An 18,956-nucleotide genomic window follows, 5' to 3' on the forward strand; every position below is an offset into this window, starting at 1 on the left:
TTTGTTGCCAAAAGGATCAGACCGTCGGCGTTATATCGGAGTAATTCATCTCCTACCAATAGGTGTAGGATAAATACAACAAAATGCCTTATGGTTACCCTTATGATGGCCATTGAAAGTGTTTTTCTTTAAGTGGATCCCATGACTGCCCGCGATTCCCGACATCACAGAGATCTGGAACGTCCGAAGAAGCACCCCAAGGCGTTTTCCAATGAGCGGTGTCAGGTGTCCAAGCCGCCGCCAGCGGAGGACGTCGATCTACATGATGCAGGCAGAGAAGAGATCGAGTTAGTACGCCGCCAATACTTAGAAAGTGAACAACGATTTCGCACCCTGCTGGAAAGCCTTCCCAAAGTGGCCGTTCAAGGGTACGACCGCGATCGACGCGTCATTTACTGGAACGAAGGCAGCACCCGCCTCTATGGCTATACACCTGAAGAGGCCTTGGGAGAGTTACTGGAGGACCTGATCATTCCGGGCCCTATGCGTGAGGGAGTGATTCAGGCGCATAGCGCCTGGATCGAAGAAGGCGTCGCCATACCCGCCGGAGAGCTCGAACTCATGCACAAAACCGGCGAACTGATATCGGTCTATTCACAGCACCTGATGCTCAATGAGCATACCGATGCCCCCTTGCTGTTTTGCGTGGATGTCGATCTTTCTGACCAGAAACGTGCCCACCGGGACCTGGAGTTTGCCACCCGATTCGACAGGCTCACCCATCTCCCTAACCGGCAGACCTTCGAGATGGACCTGGACAACCTGCTGGAATCCTGTCGCCGTGTGGGCAACAGTCTTGCCACCCTTTATTTAGATATCGATCACTTCGTCGAGATCAATGATGCCCTTGGTTATGACCAGGGCGATCGCCTGCTCGTGGAGCTGACTCGACGCCTGCGGGAGTGCCAGCGCGTCACTGACCTGGTGTCTCGCGTCTCTAGCGATGAGTTCGTGCTGGCCTTTCCCTGCGGCCATTTAGCCACCAATGTCGAACGCGTGGTTCGTCGTATTCAGAATGTTTTTCGGAAACCGTTCGTCTTGGATGGGCGGGAGCGTCAGGTCACGGCCTGCCTGGGCGTGGCGCTCTTTCCTGACAATGGTGAATCGTCACGGGAATTGATACGAAATGCCGATGTGGCCAAGAACCGGGCCAAACTCGAGGGCCGGGGTACCGTACGTTTCTTCCAGCAGAAGCTGCATGATGAGCTGGTTCGCCAGCACTATCTTTCGTCGCGACTCGAAGAGGCCTTGGATAATGGCGAACTCTCCCTGCACTACCAACCGCAAGTCTCCGCGGTCAGCGGAGGAATAGAGAACCTCGAAGCGTTGCTGCGCTGGGAGCCCCCCGAGGGCCCGACGATCTCGCCTGCCGAGTTCATCCCGCTGGCCGAGCGCTCCGGTTTGATCCATCGTCTCGGCGACTGGGTCATCGAAGAAGCCTGTCACCAGCAGGTAGCGTGGCGTGCCAAGGGGTTTCATCAGCATCGGATCGACATCAATATCTCGGGACGGCAACTGACACGTCCCGGCGCCCTCAAACGTTTCGAGGACACGCTACAGCGCCACGGCTTGGCCCCGCAGGATATCGGCATCGAGTTGACCGAGAACATCCTCATCGAAGCCGACGAGACCGTCCTCGAAGACCTTTGGCGTCTTTATCATCGGGGTATTCGCATTGCGATCGATGATTTCGGGATTGGTTACTCTTCCCTAAGCTATCTCAAGCACTTCCCCGCCACGGCCCTGAAGATCGACCGCTCCTTCATTCAGGATGCGCCTACCCAACCAAAAGACCGAGCCATTCTGGAAGGCGCCATCCTCATCGGTCATCGATTGGGATTAGAGGTAGTGGCCGAAGGCGTCGAGAACGCCGAACAGCTCTCCCTGCTGCGCGACCTACATTGCGATCTCATCCAAGGATTCTTCTTCTTCCGCCCGATGCCTGCCCAGGAAATCGAACGGCTGTTGAGCGGTTTTGTGGGTGGTCCTGGGGGGTTATCGGGCTGAGGGTTATTGTGGTTTGGCTTACCGCTCCATTTGTTGCTCTATTTTTGTGGATTGTGCGCGATTTCCACTGATGACCGGGATTGTTCTCCACCATTTGCTCATCGTCTTGATTAGACCTCTTCAAATACACTACCGAACGAATTGGCATATCTTTTGAATCGACGTCAATTGAAACTAGTCACACACCGTTCTTTTCACTCTTAGCCTCTTCACACCGAAAAAGGTAAGCTTTGCAACACGTTCGCTGCTGAAGATGCTTCCTCCATGACCACCCACTGGATTCTTGGCCCTGGGGCCATTGGCCGTTTGTTAGCGCACTTCCTAGCCCCGCTCGTTGATGTGACGATAATTGGCCGCCGTGCATTGCCATCGCGGCAGGTGCTAACCACACCGGAAAGCGACGTGCATGTTCAGCACTTAACCTCACTTACCGCTGAACAGTTGGTGGCGGATACGCCTGCACCACCTGCGTTCGTGCATATCACCACCAAAGCCATGGCCGCCGAGGCGGCGCTGTCGAATATTACCAGCGCGCTACCCCCTTCTACTCCACTGGTACTGTGGCAGAACGGTTTTTATGCGCAGCCGCGCATTACCGACACGTGGTTCGGGCCGGTGCTGTGCGCCACCACGACTCAGGGGGCGTACTTAACCGGGGATGATGGCGTAGTACACGCCGGGCGCGGGCCAACGTTTGTGGGGGATTTGGATAACCAGCACGCCGGGTTAGCGGCATCCTTAGCGGTGCTGCTGAGTGAGGCTGGGCTTACTGCTTCGGCGGTGAACGATATTCGCAGCCGTCTGTGGCAGAAGTTAGCGGTGAATGCGGCGATTAACCCGTTAGTAGCGCTGCATGGCGTGCGTAATGGGGAGCTTCGTGGAGATGCCTATTCAGACCGCGTAGTGGCCGTGGTGAGGGAAGTCGCGGCGATTTTAGCGAAGGAAGGGGTTGTGCCGCCGAACGGTGGCGAGGGTGAAGCCGCCTGGTTGGAACTGGTGTGGCAGGTGGTGGAGAACACCGCGAACAATAAAGCCTCGATGTTGCAGGATGTGGAGGCCAAACGGCTGACCGAGCGAGGGGCGATTTTGGGGCCGTTGATTGAATGTGCCGAGCGGTATGGGTTGAGGTGTGAGGTGTTGAAGGGGTTGGATAGGGAGTTGGCGCAAGTGGAAGTCGGCTTTTAAGACAACAGCACAGGGGCAGCGATGCTGCCCTTAGCGGGTGCCTCGCGTGGCTCGTTACGCCGCGCTACGGGATAATTGCCCCTCTTCAGCGGCAACGACAATAAACGATGAGCTCAAAATGAGTTTTTAGGTAACGGGAATCATCACGATCTTGCGGTAGGCGGGCCGTTCGGCGAGTCGTTCTGTCCAGCGCTGGAGGTGCGGGCGGGGTTGCCAGGAGAGGCCGCTGTTGAGCAGGTTGTAAGTGAACGGAGCGATGGCGATATCGGCGAGGCCGAAGGCGTCGCCGGAGAACCAAGGCTGCTGGCTCAACGCGGTGTCTAGCTGGGCAAGGAGTTTTTCACAGGTAGCAATGGCGGGGTTTAGCCGTTCGCTATCGCGCTGTTCCGGCGGGGTGCGAACGTACCCCATCAAAATGGTGCGGTGGGCGGGGGTGAGCAGACTGGTGGACCAGTCCATCCACTTTTCCATCTGCGCCCGCTTGGCGGGCTCTTCGATCCAGAAGTGGTTAGGGGCGTACTGCGCTGCCAAGTAGCGCAGAATGGTATTGGACTCCCACAGCACGCTTTGCGTCGCGTCGTCTTTGAGTAGCGGTACCAGGCCATTGGGGTTCATGGCGAGGTATTCCGGCGTGTCGTTCACGCCGTGGTGCAGGCCCGCCACGATCTGCTCGTGGGGCAGCGCTAGCTCTTCCAGTACCCAGAGTACTTTTTTGACGTTGGTGGAGTTGTTGCGGCCCCAAAGCGTAAACATGGAAGTCCTTATGCTAGATAGATTGAAGTGGCGAGCCAGGGCGGCGTTGCCGCTCTTCGCAGGTGCCTCGCGCTACTCGTTACCCCGCGCTACGCCATCGCCTCACGGTTTACCACTCACTACTCACTCTTATCTTGATACAACTTGAGCAGGCTGGAGAAGTCGAGTTTACCGTTACCGCCTGCTTTATGCAGGGTGAACAGCGAGCGAGCGGCGGAGCCCATGGGCACCGGGGATGCGCTTTGCTGGCTGACATCCATGGCAAGGCCGAGGTCTTTGATCATCAGGTCGACCTGGAAACCGCCTTGGTAGCCTTTCGAGGCGGGTGCGTTTTCCATGACCCCTGGATAAGGATTGTAGACGTTCAGTGCCCAGTTGCCGCCGGAGCTTTGCTTCATGATTTCCGACAGCACGGCGGGGTCGAGGCCATTTTTGACGCCCATGTTGATCGCTTCGCAGGTACCTGCCATCAGAATCGACAGCAGCATGTTGTTGCACACTTTGGCGACCTGCCCCGCGCCGTGGTTGCCCGCGTGGAAGATGTTTTTACCCATGGCTTGCAGCACCGGCTGCGCCTGGGCGAACTGCTCTTCCGAGCCACCGACGATAAACGTCAGCGTGCCCGCTTGGGCACCGCCTACCCCACCGGAGACCGGCGCATCCATAAAACCAATGCTCTTTTCTGCTCCGGCGGCGGCGACTTGGCGGGCGGTGTCGGCGTCAATGGTAGAACAATCGATCACCAAGGCACTGGGTTTGATGACGTCGAACAGCGGCGCGGCGCCGTCTACGTAAAGCCCCCGCACGTGCTTGCCTGCGGGTAGCATGGAGATGATGAAATCGGCGTCGGTAGCGGCCTCTGTGGCGGTGGCGGCAACCTCGCAGCCTTGCGATTGGGCGGTCTCCAGCGCCTGAGCGGAGAGATCGAAGGCCCGCACGGTAAAGCCTGCTTTCGCCAGATTGGCGGCCATGGGGCCGCCCATATTGCCTAATCCAATAAACGCAACGGTAGTCATCTTTTTGTCCTTGTTAGCGTGTCATGTGCGGTGCATGAGGGTACGTTATGCCAAGTCTGCCAGCGGGTTGGTATCCCAAGGCGATGCCAGCAACTCGTCGATGAAAGCAGGTTCGACCGAGGCCACATCCGGATAGGTCCAGCTTGGCTGACCGTCTTTATCCACCAGCAGCGCGCGCACCCCTTCGGGGAACTCTCGGTGGCGGCAGCACTGCACCGAAAGCGCCAGCTCGAATTGGAAGACTTCCGCCAACGACATGTGTTTGGCGCGGCTGAGCTGCTCGTGGATCAGTTTGACCGACACGGGACTGCCGTGGGCCAAGGTTTTTTGCGCTTTGCTGAACCACTGGTCGTCGGTCTGCACGGCCAATACGGCCTCGACCATCTGCTCGACGTTGTCGTGGTCCATTAGCTCACGAATCAGGGAAGCAAACTTGTAAACCGGCGCTTCCATCTCCGCAAAGACGTTTTGGGAGGCTTGCTCCAGCTCGCGTAGCACGCGGTTCACCACGCCATGGGCGTCGGTGTCTGCGCCCTCGCCCCAGTTAGCGGCCAACAGCTTTTCAGCCAATGCGCCACGGTGGTGGCTGGCAATGGCGCGGTCGGCCAGGCCTAAATGAACCGCGTCCGGTGCGTTGATTTGCCCGCCGGTCATCGCCAAAAACCGCCCGGCACCGCCCGGCAAACGGTTGAGGAACCAGCTCGCCCCCACGTCTGGGTATAGCCCAATGGTGACTTCCGGCATGGCCAGCCGCGAGGTTTCGGTGACGATGCGGTGGCTGCTGCCGCTGAGTAACCCCATGCCGCCGCCCATCACGATGCCGTTGCCCCAGCAAATCACCGGTTTGGGAAACGTATGGAGCTGATAATCCAGACGGTATTCGTTCTCGAAGAAGCGCTCGGGGAAATCGGCGGCCCCCTCGCCTTGAATGGCTTTGTAGAGATTGACCACATCGCCACCGGCGCAGAAGGCTTTCTCACCGGCGCTATCCAGCAGCACGGCCACGACCCGATCGTCAGATTGCCACTGACTCAGGCGCGGTAGGATCTCTTCGATCATGTCCAACGTCAGCGCGTTGAGCGAGCGCTCGGCGTTCAAGGTGATCTCGCCAATCACATGGCCATCTTGGGTGGTGTGCTCTTCAAACAGTACGCAACTCATCGTTTGTCCTTGTTATGAAAGGGGCTCGGTGGCAGGTGCCCCGGCGACTATAGCTCGGCGGCACCGTCGGCCAGTACGCGGCGGGAAATGATCAGCCGCATGATTTCGTTGGTGCCTTCCAGAATACGGTGTACGCGGGTATCACGCACGTAGCGCTCCATTGGGTACTCCTTGATGTAGCCATTGCCGCCATAAAGCTGCAGCGCTTCATCGCATACTTTGAAGCCCACGTCCGTCGCGAAGCGTTTGGCCATGGCGCAATAGGTGGTGGCATCCGGGTGACCCGCGTCCAGCTTGGTGGCGGCCATGCGCACTAGCTGACGGGCGGCGACGAGCTCGGTGACCATATCGGCCAGGCGAAATTGCAGGGCCTGAAAATCGGCCAAACGCTTGCCGAACTGCTTGCGCTCGAGCATGTACTCGCGGGCTTTATTCAGCGCCTGCTGGGCCGTGCCGATGGAACAGGTGGCAATGTTGATACGCCCGCCGTCCAGCCCCTTCATGGCGATTTTGAAACCGTCACCTTCGTTACCCAGCAGGTGGTTAGCGGGGACGCGCACGTCTTCGAAGGTAATCATACGGGTGGGCTGGCTATTCCAGCCCATCTTGTCCTCTTTACGGCCGTAGCTGATGCCCTCGCTCTTGGCATCCACCGCAAAGGCGGAAACGCCGCCGGGGCCTTCACCGCCGGTCCGAGCCATCACCACCAGGAAGTCGGTACTGCCCGCCCCGGAAATGAACATCTTGCTGCCGTTCAACACATAGTGTTCACCATCGCGCTTTGCAGTAGTTTTAAGGGATGCTGCATCGGACCCTGAATTGGGCTCGGTCAGACAGTAGGAGCCCAATAGCTCACCCGTCGCCAGCTTTTCGCCCCACTGCGCCACGGCCTCCCGCGTGCCGAAATCAGCCAGCATCCAGGTCACCATGTTATGGATGGTGAGGTACGCGGTAGTGGAAGTGCAGCCCATCGAGAGCTGCTCGAAAATGATGCTGGCATCCAGCCGTGAAAGTCCCAGCCCACCGACGCTTTCCGGGGCGTAGAGCGAGCAAAAGCCCAACTCTCCTGCTTTACGAATCACATCGACAGGGAAAAAAGATTCTGCGTCCCATTCGGCGGCGTGGGGCTCTAGCTCGTTCTGAGCGAACGCTCGGGCCATATCGGAAAAGGCGACTTGGTCTTCACTTAGCTCGAAATTCATGGCGTATCTCCACAGCGCGTGGGTGGCCTGCGCCCTTTTGAGGCAGTGGGACAGTCACACACGGTTGTTGTCATTATTGGCAATGTTGACGTTTACGTTAACTTATATTTTTAGCTTGTGCGGCGCAACCCAATCCCCCAATACCTTTGGCGTAGAAGGTGGCCAACGCTTCCGATCAGGCAGAAAAAAGGGTGCCCAAAGGCACCCAATCCACGGACAGACGCGGTTAACGGGAATCGGTCATTTGAAGTTCTTGCGGTACATCTTGGCCAGCTCGCCAACGATGCCGCTACGGAAGCTGAGTACGCATATCACGAAGATGATGCCGAGAATCACACTCACCCAGTTACCTAGCGGCGACTGCGCCAGCAGGTGCTGTAAGCTGACCACCAGCCCCGCTCCCATTAGAGGACCGAGCAGCGTCCCGACGCCGCCCAGCAGCGTCATCAAAATGACTTCGCCCGACATGTGCCAGTGAGCATCGGTGAGCGAGGCCAACTGAAAGACGACGGTTTTGGTGGAACCCGCCAACCCCGCCAGCGCCGCCGAGAGAACGAATGCCAACAGCTTGTAGGCATCCACGTTATAGCCCAGCGACACGGCACGCGGCTCGTTTTCACGAATGGCTTTCAGAACTTGCCCAAAAGGGGAGTGAACGGCGCGCTGAATGACGGCAAAGCCGAACACGAAAACTGCAAACACGAAGTAGTACATGGCGAGGTTACTGCTCAGGTCGAGCATCCCGAACAGATGCCCTCTCGGCACACCGTGCAGGCCATCTTCCCCACCGGTGAACGACGACTGCACGAACACGAAGAACATCAGCTGTGCGAGCGCCAGCGTTACCATGGCGAAGTAGATGCCCTGGCGGCGAATGGAGAGCACGCCAAACAGCGCCCCCAGCAGCGTCGCCATCGCCGTGCCTGCGAGAATACCCAGTTCGGGCGTGAGACCTGGATAGCTGGCCAGTAGATAGCCCGTCACATAGCCACCGGTCGCCAAGAAGGCCGCATGGCCAAACGAGAGCAGCCCGGCATAGCCCAACAGCAGGTTAAACGCGCAAGCAAACAGCGCAAAACAGAGAATCTTCATCAAAAAGACCGGGTACGCTACGAAGGGCGCAACCAACCCCACTACCAACAGCGCCAGATAAAACATGTTGCGGCGGAGTTTGGCGCGCCGCTGGCGCTCCTGCACTGCCGAGGGCAGCGACGTGGCCGAAGATGAAGAGGAAGACGTGGTTGTCATGGTTAAGCCTCCTTACCAAACAGCCCAGCGGGGCGTAACATGAGCACCAAGATCATGACCAAAAAGATCACGGTGTTAGAGGCTTCGGGGTAGTACACCTTGGTCAGCCCTTCGATGATCCCCATACCCAACCCCGTCAAAATAGCGCCTAAGATCGAGCCCATACCGCCAATCACCACCACGGCAAACACCACGATCAGCAGGCTAGATCCCATGGTGGGCGACACCGGGTACAGCGGTGCCGCCAGCACGCCTGCAAAGGCGGCAAGCCCAACCCCGAACCCGTAGGTCAACGTAATCAGCAGCGGTACGTTCACGCCAAACGCCTGCATGAGCTGGGAGTTTTCGGTACCCGCCCGCAGGTAAGCGCCCAAACGGGTACGCTCGATCATGAACCAGGTGAAAAGACACATAGCAAGCGCCGCTACCAATACCCATGCGCGGTAGGTCGGCAGGAACATGAAGCCCAGGTTCAGGCCGCCCTGCAGAATCTCGGGGGTGGCGTAACGCGCTCCAGAAACGCCGAAAAAGTTGATCAGCGTGCCTTCGAAAATCAGCGCTAATCCGAAGGTCAGCAGTAGTCCGTAAAGGTGGTCCAGGTGAGCAATGCGACGCAGCAGAAAACGCTCCATCAGCATGCCAAAACCGCCCACCACCAGCGGCACCAAAATCAGAGCTAGCCAATAATTGATGCCCAGATAACGAAAGCCCAGCAGCGCGGCAAAGGCGCCCAGCATGTACTGCGCCCCGTGGGCAAAGTTGACGATCTTCAGTAGGCCGAAGATGACCGCCAGGCCCAAACTAAGCAGTGCGTAAAAGGCACCGTTCACGAGCCCAAGCGTTAGCTGGCCCATGAACACGGCCATTGGCACGCCGAATATCATCGTCATGGTATGACTCTCCTCGCCGCTAAGCGGGCAGCCCAGCGGGCCGCCCCAGCGCATTTATAGTGAATAACGCCTTTTCATTACGCCGTTACGGCTTGCTTGGCGGCGAGCCAAGGCGACCAACACCCTGACTCGCGGCGTTTAGCCCCTCAGTTTTGCACCAGCGAGCACTGACTTTCTGATAGCGGACGGTAGGCTTCTGCGGCAGGGATAGTGCTCAGGATTTCGTAAAGATCCCATTCGCCGGTGGACTCTTCCGGCGTTTTGACTTGAGCGAGGTACATGTCATGGATCATGCGGCCATCTTCACGGATGCTGCCGTTACGGGCGAAGAAGTCGTTGATCGGCTCTTCGGCCATTTTGGCGCGCACGGTTTCGGGGTCATCTGTCCCTGCGGCTTCCACGGCTTTCAGGTAGTGCATGGTGCTGGAGTAAATACCAGCTTGCACCATGGTGGGCATGCGTCCGGTCTCTTCAAAGTAACGCTCGGACCACGCGCGCGCCTCGTCATCCATATCCCAGTACCAACCGGTGGTCAGCAGCAGACCTTGGGTGGCCTCCAGGCCCAGCGCGTGCACGTCGTTCAAGAAGATCAGCAGGCCCGCAAGCTGCTGGCCGCTTTGGGTCAAGCCGAACTGGCTGGCGGTGGTAATGGCGTTGACCGTGTCGGCTCCGGCGTTGGCGAGACCCACGATTTTCGCGCCAGAACCTTGTGCCTGAAGAATATAGGAGGAGAAATCACTGGTGGGGAACGGATGACGCACGCCACCGACGATTTCGCCGCCGTTGGCCTCGACCACGCTGGTCACGTCGGCTTCCAGCGCATGACCGAAGGCGTAGTCAGCGGTCAGTAGGAACCAGCTATCGCCGCCCTGTTCGACGACGGCTTTTGCCGTACCGTTGGCCAGCGGATAGGTGTCGTATACCCAATGAATGTGGTTCGGGGTGCAGTGTTCATTGGTAATACTGGATGCTGCCGAGCCAGAGACGATACCCAGACCGTCGTTCTCTTCCAGCACCTTGGTCACGGCAATGGAAACCGATGAGGCCACCAGGCCACCGACCATATCGACGTTGCGCTGATCGATCCACTCGCGCACGGTGTTGGCCCCTACGTCGGCGCTGTTACGGTCATCGGCACTAAACACCACGATGGGCGAGCCGTTCACGCTACCGCCAAAATCGGCCACCGCCATTTCCATGGCGGTTTGACCGCCTGGGCCTGCCAGATCGCGATAGGTGCCGGACATATCGGCCAAATAGCCAATACGTACCTCGCCATCGCTGATCTCGGCGTGAGCGGTCGAAATCGCCATGCTAGAGGCAGCGGCAACGGCGATGCTGGCGGCCAGCGTTTTTTTCATAAAGGTCATGTTCGTCTCCTGGCCCCGAGGGCCTTTGTTTTTATGATGCGGACGTTCTAAAGCGTTGATGTGTGGAGCATCTGTACTGCGTTTGTTGTTTTTAAGGCCGTACTTACCGTTTAGATAGTGTGCGATTCATACCCCCAGCATGCTGTTCAAGTGTTCCCGCCGTGACGGCAACTGCTCTGCCGTGATCTCTTCGACGATTTGACCGTGGTCCATCACGAAGTGGCGATCGGCCAGCGGCGCGGCAAAGCGGAAGTTCTGCTCGACCAGCACGATGGTCATACCGCGCTCCTTCAACTGCACCAGTACCTCGCCCAGCTTCTGCACAATGACCGGGGCCAACCCCTCGGTGATCTCATCGAGCAGTAGCAAACGTGCGCCGGTACGCAGAATACGTGCCATGGCCAGCATCTGCTGCTCGCCGCCTGAGAGCCGCGTGCCCTGGCTTCTACGGCGCTCATAGAGATTGGGGAACATGGCGTAAATTTCGTCTAGGCTCATACCGCCGGAACGCACGGTGGGCGGTAGCAGCAGGTTTTCATGCACGTCCAAGCTTGCGAAAATGCCGCGCTCTTCCGGGCAGTAGCCAATGCCTAACCGAGGAATGTGGTGCGGCTTCATGCGTAGCGTTTCGTTGCCATTGATGACGATCGACCCCGTGCGTCGACCCACCATGTTCATGATCGCTTTGAGCGTGGTACTACGCCCTGCACCGTTGCGGCCCAGCAAAGTGACCAGCTCACCCCGCTTCACGTCAAAATTCACGCCGTGCAGAATGTGCGACTCGCCGTAGAAGGCGTGCAGGTCCTGCACGCGCAGCATTTCCAAGCTTTGATTGTCGGGCGCATCTTGATAGTCGAGAGCTTCAGCGGTGTTCATGCAGTCGCCTCCTCTGCTGCTTCGCTGCCCATATAGGCTTCACGCACCAAGGGGTTACGCGACACGCTGTCGTAGTCGCCCTCTGCCAACACCGCCCCCCGCGCCAGCACGGTAATGCGATCACACAGCCGGCTGACCACGCTCAAGTTGTGCTCGACCATCAGCACCGTACGGCCTTGGGAGACTCGCTTGATCAGTGCCACGATGCGATCGACGTCTTCGGCGCCCATCCCCTGAGTGGGTTCGTCCAGCAGCATCATGCTGGGGTCCAGGGCCAACGTCGTCGCTACTTCCAGCGCGCGTTTGCGGCCGTAGGGCATTTCGACGGTGAGCGTATCGGCGTATTCGCGCAAGCCTACTTCATCGAGCAGCGCCAGAGCGCGGTCGTTGAGGTGATCCAGCGACTTTTCCGATTTCCAGAAATGGAAGGAGGTGCCCAGCTGGCGCTGGAGCGCCACGCGAACGTTTTCTAGCGCGGTCATATGAGCAAACACCGCCGAAATTTGGAACGAACGTACCAAGCCCAGCTGGGCGATTTCGTTGGATTTTTTGCTAGTGATGGATTGGCCACGATAGAGAATGTCACCCCGTGTAGGGGGGAGAAACTTGGTGAGCAGGTTGAACACCGTGGTTTTTCCTGCCCCATTAGGGCCAATCAACGCGTGGATATGCCCTTCCTGCACTTGCAGGTTAACGTTATCCACGGCGGTGAAGCCGCGAAACTCCTTGGTCAGCCCTCGTGTTTCGAGCACTGGCCCCTTGGTCACTTCGTCTGCACGCATGAGGTAATACGCCTCTTGTTGTTCTTGTACGGTGGGAAGCGAAACTCGTTAGCCAGCAACGCATCCTTACCTGAACGTAAGGTGTAGCTGCAAACTAGCAACCTCTCAGTGGGTATTACAATTACAACTTTGGTCTACGCACCATGCTGGCGCATCCAAATAAAACACTATATTTCTTACTTAACAACGAGTTATAAAAATTCAGCGTTACGCACCCGCTGCCAAGGTCAGCTTTACGTTAACGTAAACTTGTTTTAGCCTCATGGTCAGTGTTCCATAGGGACATTCCCCTATCGACGAGAATAACGATCATGAGCAAGACCTACTCGATCAGCGAGCTAGCCAGTGAATTCGATGTCACCACGCGCAGCATTCGCTTTTACGAAGATCAAGAGTTGCTGCACCCCACCCGCCGCGGCCAGACACGCATCTACAGCAGCAAAGATCGTGTACGGCTGAAGCTGACGCTTCGCGGCAAACGGCTGGGGTTCTCGCTGGCAGAGATTCGTGAGCTGTTCGAACTGTGGGACGAAACCCGCAGCGGCAGTGAAAAACAGTTGCACCTGATGCTGAGTAAGATCAGCGAGCGTAAAGCGGCGCTAGAGCAACAGATGAAAGACATCACGATGGTGCAGCTAGAGCTCGAGAGTGCGGAGATCCGCTGCCGACAGGCCCTGGAAGAGCTCAACGAGAAGCATCCGGCCACCTCGAAATGACGGCAAACGCAACGCGCAAACCAACGACCTGCTAACCATCGACCATTAACAATCAAAGACAAGGTGATTGACCATGTTTTCCCACTATACAGAACTCAATTTCGGCCTCGACGACGAGCTCAACATGCTGCGTGAGCAGGTCAACGCCTTTGCCGCCAGCGAAATCGCTCCTCGCGCCGCGGAGATCGATCAGAACAACGAATTTCCAAGCGATTTGTGGAAGAAGTTCGGAGATATGGGGCTACTGGGCATTACGGTACCGGAAGAGGATGGCGGCAGCGGCATGGGTTATCTAGCCCACTGCATTGCCATGGAAGAGATCTCCCGCGCCAGCGCCTCGGTGGCCCTTTCTTATGGCGCGCACTCCAACCTGTGCGTAAACCAACTCAAGATCAACGCCTCAGCCGAACAGAAAGCCAAATACCTGCCCAAGCTGATCAGCGGTGACCACGTAGGTGCGCTGGCCATGTCAGAGCCGGGTGCCGGTTCCGACGTGGTGTCCATGCAGCTTCGCGCCAAAGAAGATGGCGACCACTACGTGCTCAACGGCAACAAAATGTGGATCACCAACGGGCCGGATGCCGACGTGCTGGTGGTCTATGCCAAAACCGATCCGGATGCTGGCTCCAAAGGGATTACGGCCTTCATCATCGAAAAAGGGATGCCGGGCTTCTCGACTGCCCAGAAACTCGACAAGCTGGGTATGCGGGGCTCCAACACCTGCGAGCTGGTCTTCCAAGATTGCCGCGTGCCCGCCGAAAACGTACTAGGTGAAGTCGGCAAAGGCGTTCGTGTCTTGATGAGCGGCTTGGATTACGAGCGTGCCGTCCTGGCGGCAGGCCCCATCGGCATCATGCAGGCAGCTATGGATGTGGTCATTCCCTATATCCATGAGCGTAAGCAGTTCAACCAGTCTATCGGTGAGTTCCAGCTGGTGCAGGGCAAAGTGGCCGACATGTACACTACCCTAAACGCCTGCCGGGCATATCTATACGCCGTCGCCGCCGCCTGCGACCGTGGGCAAACCTCACGCAAGGATGCCGCTGGCGTCATTCTTTACTGTGCCGAAAAAGCCACCCAGGTCGCGCTGGACGCCATTCAGCTACTGGGCGGCAATGGATATATCAACGAATACCCCACCGGCCGCCTGCTGCGCGACGCGAAGCTGTATGAGATTGGCGCTGGTACGAGCGAAATCCGTCGGATGCTGATTGGCCGCGAACTGTTTAGCGAAAGTCTTTAACAATAATAACCGGGGCCGGGCTATGAGCACACTCTCGACACAGATCAACCCGCGCAGCGATGCGTTTCAAGCCAACGACGCCGCCATGCGCGGCGAAGTCCACCAACTGCGCGATCTCACCGCCGCCATTGCGCAAGGCGGCGGTGAGAAGGCGCGTGCCCGCCATGAGAGCCGTGGCAAGCTGTTCGTACGTGATCGCATCGACCACTTGATTGACGAAGGCTCGCCGTTTTTGGAATTTTCTGCGCTGGCCGCCCACCACGTTTACGACGACGATGTGCCGGCCGCTGGCGTGGTGACCGGCATTGGCCGCGTCTCGGGGGTCGAATGCGTCATCGTGGCCAACGACGCCACCGTGAAAGGCGGCACCTACTTTCCTCTGACGGTCAAAAAACACCTGCGCGCGCAAGAGATCGCCCGCAAGCACCGCCTGCCGTGTATCTATCTGGTCGATTCTGGCGGTGCCTTTCTGCCCCGCCAGGACGAAGTCTTCCCCGACCGCGACCACTTCGGGCGCATTTTCTACAATCAGGCCACGATGTCCGCCGAAGGCATCCCGCAAATTGCCGTGGTCATGGGTTCCTGTACCGCTGGCGGTGCGTATGTACCTGCCATGGCGGATGAGTCGATCATCGTCAAAGAGCAGGGAACGATTTTCCTGGGCGGCCCGCCGCTGGTGAAAGCCGCCACGGGCGAGAGCATTAGTGCAGAAGACCTGGGCGGGGCGGACGTTCACGCCAAAGTGAGCGGCGTAGCCGACCACTACGCCGAAAACGACGCCCATGCGCTGCAACTCGCCCGCGCCTGCGTGTCGCGGCTGAACTGGCAAAAACGCGGCCAGCTGGCCATGCAGCCACCCAGGCCGCCGAAGCTCGACCCGTCCGAACTTTACGGCATCGTCGGCATCGATCTGAAAAAGCCTTACGACGTGCGCGAAGTCATCGGCCGCATCGTCGATGGCTCCGACTTTGACGAGTTCAAACGCTACTACGGCGACACGCTAGTAACCGGTTTCGCCCACATCCACGGCTATCCGGTCGGCATCGTGGCCAATAACGGCGTGCTGTTTTCGGAAAGCGCCGTGAAAGGCGCGCACTTCATCGAGCTGTGCGCTCAGCGCAAGATCCCTCTGGTCTTCCTGCAAAACATCACCGGCTTCATGGTCGGCTCCAAGTACGAGCACGAAGGCATAGCCAAGCACGGCGCGAAACTCGTCACCGCCGTGGCCTGCGCCAACGTGCCGAAATACACCGTGCTGATTGGCGGCAGCTTCGGAGCCGGGAACTACGGCATGTGTGGCCGAGCCTATGACCCCAATCTGCTGTTCATGTGGCCCAACGCACGTATTTCGGTGATGGGTGGCGAACAGGCGGCGGGGGTACTTTCCCAAGTAAAACGCGAGCAGTACGAGCGCGAAGGCCGTGAGTGGAGCAAAGAGGATGAAGAGGCCTTCAAGAAGCCTACCCGTGACCAGTACGAGCACCAGGGCCACCCGTACTACGCCAGCGCCCGCCTATGGGATGACGGCGTGATCGATCCGCTACAAACCCGCGACGTGCTGGGGCTGTCACTGGCCGCTGCGATGAATGCGGAAGTCAAAGAGACACGCTTCGGCGTGTTCCGGATGTAAGGGGCGCACACATGGCTTACTCGACCTTACTCATCGAAGCAGGCGTGGCGCGGCTCACCTTAAACCGCCCAGAGGTGCATAACGCCTTTGACGACAGCCTGATTGCCGAACTCAACGCACACCTGGAAAAGCTGCATGACTTGGCAAGCTCAGGTGACGTTCGGGTGATGGTGCTCGGTTCCGAAGGCAAAAGCTTCTCCGCAGGCGCTGATCTGAATTGGATGAAGCGCATGGTCGATTACGACCTGGAAGATAACCTCGCCGACTCCCGCAAGCTGTCGGCGCTGATGCACGGGCTCGACACGCTGCCCTGCCCGACCGTTTGCCGCGTACAGGGGGCGGCGTTTGGCGGTGCGGTGGGCTTGGCCGCCTGCTGCGATATCGTCATCGCTTCCAACAAGGCCAAGTTCTGCCTCTCGGAGGTCAAGATTGGCCTGTCGCCAGCGGTGATCAGCCCCTACGTGCAACGCGCGCTTGGCCCGCGCCAGACGCGCCGCTACGCGCTGAGCGCGGAAATCATGGATGCCCCCACTGCGCTCGCCCTGGGATTGGCCCACCAAGTGGTAGACCCCGACGCCTTGGATAGCGCCGTGGACGCGATGATCGACACGCTGCTGCAGGGCTCTCCCCAAGCGCAGCGGGCAACGAAAGCGCTGCTGGCCGCCGTGGCCCAAGCACCGGATAGCGACGCCACCCGTGAGCACACCTGCCAGGTGATTGCCAAGCTGCGAGTGAGCGACGAGGGCCAAGAGGGCCTCGCCAGCTTTTTCGACAAGCGCCGCCCCGCCTGGACGTCCCCCGAAGAACACAAACACGCTGCGGAGCCACGCTCATGACGTTGACCCCAACCAAATTCGACACGCTGCTGGTGGCTAACCGCGGCGAAATCGCCTGCCGCGTGATGCGTACCGCCCGGCGTATGGGCTTGAAGACCGTCGCCGTTTACTCAGATGCGGACGCCAGCGCCCGCCACGTGCGTGACGCCGATGAAGCCGTGCGCCTCGGCCCTGCCGCCGCCCGGGAAAGCTATCTGAACGTTGACGCGGTGATTGAGGCCGCCCAACGCACCGGTACCGGCGCCATTCACCCGGGCTACGGCTTCCTCTCCGAGAACGGCACCTTCGTCAAAGCGTTGGAGCAAGCGGGCATTACCTTCGTCGGCCCGCCCGCTTCTGCGATTGCCGCCATGGGCGACAAATCTGCCGCCAAAGCGCGCATGGCGAATGCGGGCGTGCCGCTGGTGCCCGGCTACCATGGCGACGACCAGGACGATGCACTACTGCGTTCCGAGGCCGATAAGATCGGCTATCCGGTGATGCTCAAAGCCAGTGCCGGTGGCGGTGGTAAAGGCATGCGCGTCGTCGAAAGCGGCGAGGGCTTCAAAGCGGCGCTGGATGGCTGCCGCCGGGAATCGAAAGCCGCGTTTGGCGATGACCGCATGCTGATCGAAAAGTATCTGGTACAGCCTCGCCATGTGGAAGTACAAGTGTTCTGCGACCGCTACAGCAACGGCGTCTACCTCTTCGAGCGGGACTGCAGCGTGCAGCGCCGCCATCAAAAAGTGATCGAGGAAGCGCCCGCCCCGGGCATGACACCTGAACTGCGCGCCGCCATGGGCGACGCCGCCGTTCGCGCCGCCAAAGAGATTGGCTACGTGGGCGCGGGCACGGTGGAGTTCCTGCTAGACGCCGACGGCTCGTTCTACTTCATGGAGATGAACACCCGCCTACAGGTCGAACACCCGGTCACCGAGATGATTACCGGCCAAGACCTGGTGGAGTGGCAGCTAAGAGTCGCCATGGGCGAGCCGCTGCCCTGCCGACAAGAGGAACTGACCATTACCGGCCACAGTTTCGAAGCACGCCTTTACGCCGAAGACCCGGAGCAGGATTTCCTACCCGCCACCGGTCTGCTGACCCGCTTTGCGCTGGACTTGGAAGGTGCCGGGCTAGGCGCGGATCAAGTACGCCTGGACAGCGGCGTAGAGAGCGGCGATACGGTGTCGATGCACTACGACCCGATGCTCGCCAAGCTCATCGTTCGCGGCGTGGATCGCGACGCGGCGCTGGCAACGCTCAATCGCGCGCTGGCCGCCCTGGACGTGCAGGGTGTGGTGACCAATCGCGCCTTCCTGCAGCGCTTGGCCAACCACCCGGGCTTCAAGAACGTCGAGCTGGATACGCGATTCATCGAACGCAACGAAGCCACCCTGTTTGCTCCGCGACAGTTCTCCACGGAAGACTACGCCAGCGCCGCACTGATTGGCCTGCACCAGCTCGCCCAAGAGTGTGAAAGCGACTCCCCCTGGGACCGCCACGACGGTTTCCGGCTGAATGCGCCGCATACCATCCGCATCGCACTGTGTGACCCGTCGAGCGCCCAAGCGCCGGATAGCGACTCTGCCGTCGTGGTCGTCGAAGGAAAGCGCGCGCCCCTGGAGGCTCAGTGGCAGCTCACCATCGACGGCAGCACGCTGAGTGCCAGTCTACAGCCGTTGGAAGGCGACGCCGTCGCCGTCACGCTCGACGGCCACCGCCGCCGTTTGCAGGCGCGCAAAGACGGCCACGTCGTCGTAATGGCCGAGCCTAGCGGTGAAACCCGCCTGCTGTGGCGACGCATCGATGCCATCGATCACGGCCACCACGAAACGGAATCCACCCTCACCGCCCCCATGCACGGCACCGTGGTGGCGCTGCTGGTGGAGCCAGGCATATCGGTGGAGAAAGGCATGCCGCTGATGGTGATGGAGGCTATGAAAATGGAGCACACCATGACCGCTCCCGCCGATGGCAGCGTCGAGACGTTCCACTTCCAAGCAGGCGATACCGTCGGCCAGGGCGATGTGCTACTCGACTTTGCCCCCAGCGAATAGGAGCC

At 59.1% G+C, this 18,956-nt stretch carries 16 protein-coding genes; 7 read left to right on the plus strand and 9 right to left on the minus strand.

The window, feature by feature from the left end; translation table 11 throughout:
• The first annotated feature begins 141 nt into the window (after nucleotides 1-141).
• Nucleotides 142-2,007 (plus strand): EAL domain-containing protein, encoded by a 1,866-nt coding sequence (locus FRH_RS16380; protein WP_239283695.1) that lies wholly within the window; start codon nucleotides 142-144, stop codon nucleotides 2,005-2,007.
• Between the two features lie 264 nt (nucleotides 2,008-2,271).
• Complete coding sequence (locus FRH_RS16385; protein WP_281997263.1) at nucleotides 2,272-3,192, plus strand: 2-dehydropantoate 2-reductase; 921 nt, start codon at nucleotides 2,272-2,274, stop codon at nucleotides 3,190-3,192.
• Nucleotides 3,193-3,318: 126 nt separating this feature from the next.
• Here FRH_RS16385 and FRH_RS16390 read toward each other — a convergent pair whose 3' ends face one another.
• From FRH_RS16390 to FRH_RS16430, 9 genes are all read right to left on the minus strand, one after another.
• Nucleotides 3,319-3,945, minus strand: coding sequence for a glutathione S-transferase family protein (locus tag FRH_RS16390; protein WP_281997264.1), 627 nt, complete (start codon nucleotides 3,943-3,945; stop codon nucleotides 3,319-3,321).
• Between the two features lie 119 nt (nucleotides 3,946-4,064).
• Entirely contained in the window at nucleotides 4,065-4,961 is an 897-nt protein-coding gene (gene mmsB / locus FRH_RS16395; RefSeq protein WP_281997265.1) for a 3-hydroxyisobutyrate dehydrogenase, read from the minus strand.
• A gap of 45 nt (nucleotides 4,962-5,006) precedes the next feature.
• On the minus strand, nucleotides 5,007-6,122 hold the full coding sequence (locus tag FRH_RS16400; RefSeq protein WP_281997266.1) for an enoyl-CoA hydratase/isomerase family protein: 1,116 nt from the start codon (nucleotides 6,120-6,122) through the stop codon (nucleotides 5,007-5,009).
• A gap of 47 nt (nucleotides 6,123-6,169) precedes the next feature.
• Entirely contained in the window at nucleotides 6,170-7,324 is a 1,155-nt protein-coding gene (locus tag FRH_RS16405) for an acyl-CoA dehydrogenase family protein (protein ID WP_239295668.1), read from the minus strand.
• 240 nt (nucleotides 7,325-7,564) lie between these two features.
• Nucleotides 7,565-8,572 carry a branched-chain amino acid ABC transporter permease gene (locus FRH_RS16410; RefSeq protein WP_239295667.1) on the minus strand — a complete coding sequence of 336 codons (1,008 nt, stop codon included), beginning with the start codon at nucleotides 8,570-8,572 and terminating at the stop codon, nucleotides 7,565-7,567.
• Nucleotides 8,573-8,574: 2 nt separating this feature from the next.
• Nucleotides 8,575-9,462 (minus strand): branched-chain amino acid ABC transporter permease, encoded by an 888-nt coding sequence (locus FRH_RS16415; RefSeq protein ID WP_139527314.1) that lies wholly within the window; start codon nucleotides 9,460-9,462, stop codon nucleotides 8,575-8,577.
• 146 nt (nucleotides 9,463-9,608) lie between these two features.
• Nucleotides 9,609-10,832, minus strand: coding sequence for an ABC transporter substrate-binding protein (locus FRH_RS16420; RefSeq protein WP_153843693.1), 1,224 nt, complete (start codon nucleotides 10,830-10,832; stop codon nucleotides 9,609-9,611).
• 126 nt (nucleotides 10,833-10,958) lie between these two features.
• The gene (locus tag FRH_RS16425; RefSeq protein WP_139527312.1) at nucleotides 10,959-11,708 is read right to left on the minus strand and encodes an ABC transporter ATP-binding protein; all 750 of its coding nucleotides are present in this window, start codon (nucleotides 11,706-11,708) and stop codon (nucleotides 10,959-10,961) included.
• Nucleotides 11,705-12,490, minus strand: a complete 786-nt coding sequence (locus tag FRH_RS16430) for an ABC transporter ATP-binding protein (RefSeq protein ID WP_153843692.1) — start codon at nucleotides 12,488-12,490, stop codon at nucleotides 11,705-11,707. The genes FRH_RS16425 and FRH_RS16430 overlap by 4 nt, the downstream gene beginning before the upstream one ends.
• Before the next feature lie 311 nt (nucleotides 12,491-12,801).
• Between FRH_RS16430 and FRH_RS16435 the strand changes: the two genes are divergently transcribed.
• From FRH_RS16435 to FRH_RS16455, 5 genes are all read left to right on the plus strand, one after another.
• A complete protein-coding gene (locus FRH_RS16435) occupies nucleotides 12,802-13,206 on the plus strand; it encodes a MerR family DNA-binding transcriptional regulator (protein WP_139527310.1) in 405 nt (134 codons plus the stop codon).
• 73 nt (nucleotides 13,207-13,279) lie between these two features.
• Nucleotides 13,280-14,449, plus strand: coding sequence for an isovaleryl-CoA dehydrogenase (locus FRH_RS16440; RefSeq protein WP_139527309.1), 1,170 nt, complete (start codon nucleotides 13,280-13,282; stop codon nucleotides 14,447-14,449).
• Nucleotides 14,450-14,471: 22 nt separating this feature from the next.
• Entirely contained in the window at nucleotides 14,472-16,079 is a 1,608-nt protein-coding gene (locus FRH_RS16445; RefSeq protein ID WP_281997267.1) for a carboxyl transferase domain-containing protein, read from the plus strand.
• 11 nt (nucleotides 16,080-16,090) lie between these two features.
• Nucleotides 16,091-16,915, plus strand: a complete 825-nt coding sequence (locus FRH_RS16450; RefSeq protein WP_239283744.1) for an enoyl-CoA hydratase/isomerase family protein — start codon at nucleotides 16,091-16,093, stop codon at nucleotides 16,913-16,915.
• Entirely contained in the window at nucleotides 16,912-18,951 is a 2,040-nt protein-coding gene (locus tag FRH_RS16455) for an acetyl/propionyl/methylcrotonyl-CoA carboxylase subunit alpha (RefSeq protein ID WP_281997268.1), read from the plus strand. The genes FRH_RS16450 and FRH_RS16455 overlap by 4 nt, the downstream gene beginning before the upstream one ends.
• Nucleotides 18,952-18,956 lie beyond the last annotated feature (5 nt).

This window comes from Halomonas sp. A020, from assembly GCF_027943625.1.
In the GTDB taxonomy this organism is placed as follows: domain Bacteria; phylum Pseudomonadota; class Gammaproteobacteria; order Pseudomonadales; family Halomonadaceae; genus Vreelandella; species Vreelandella piezotolerans.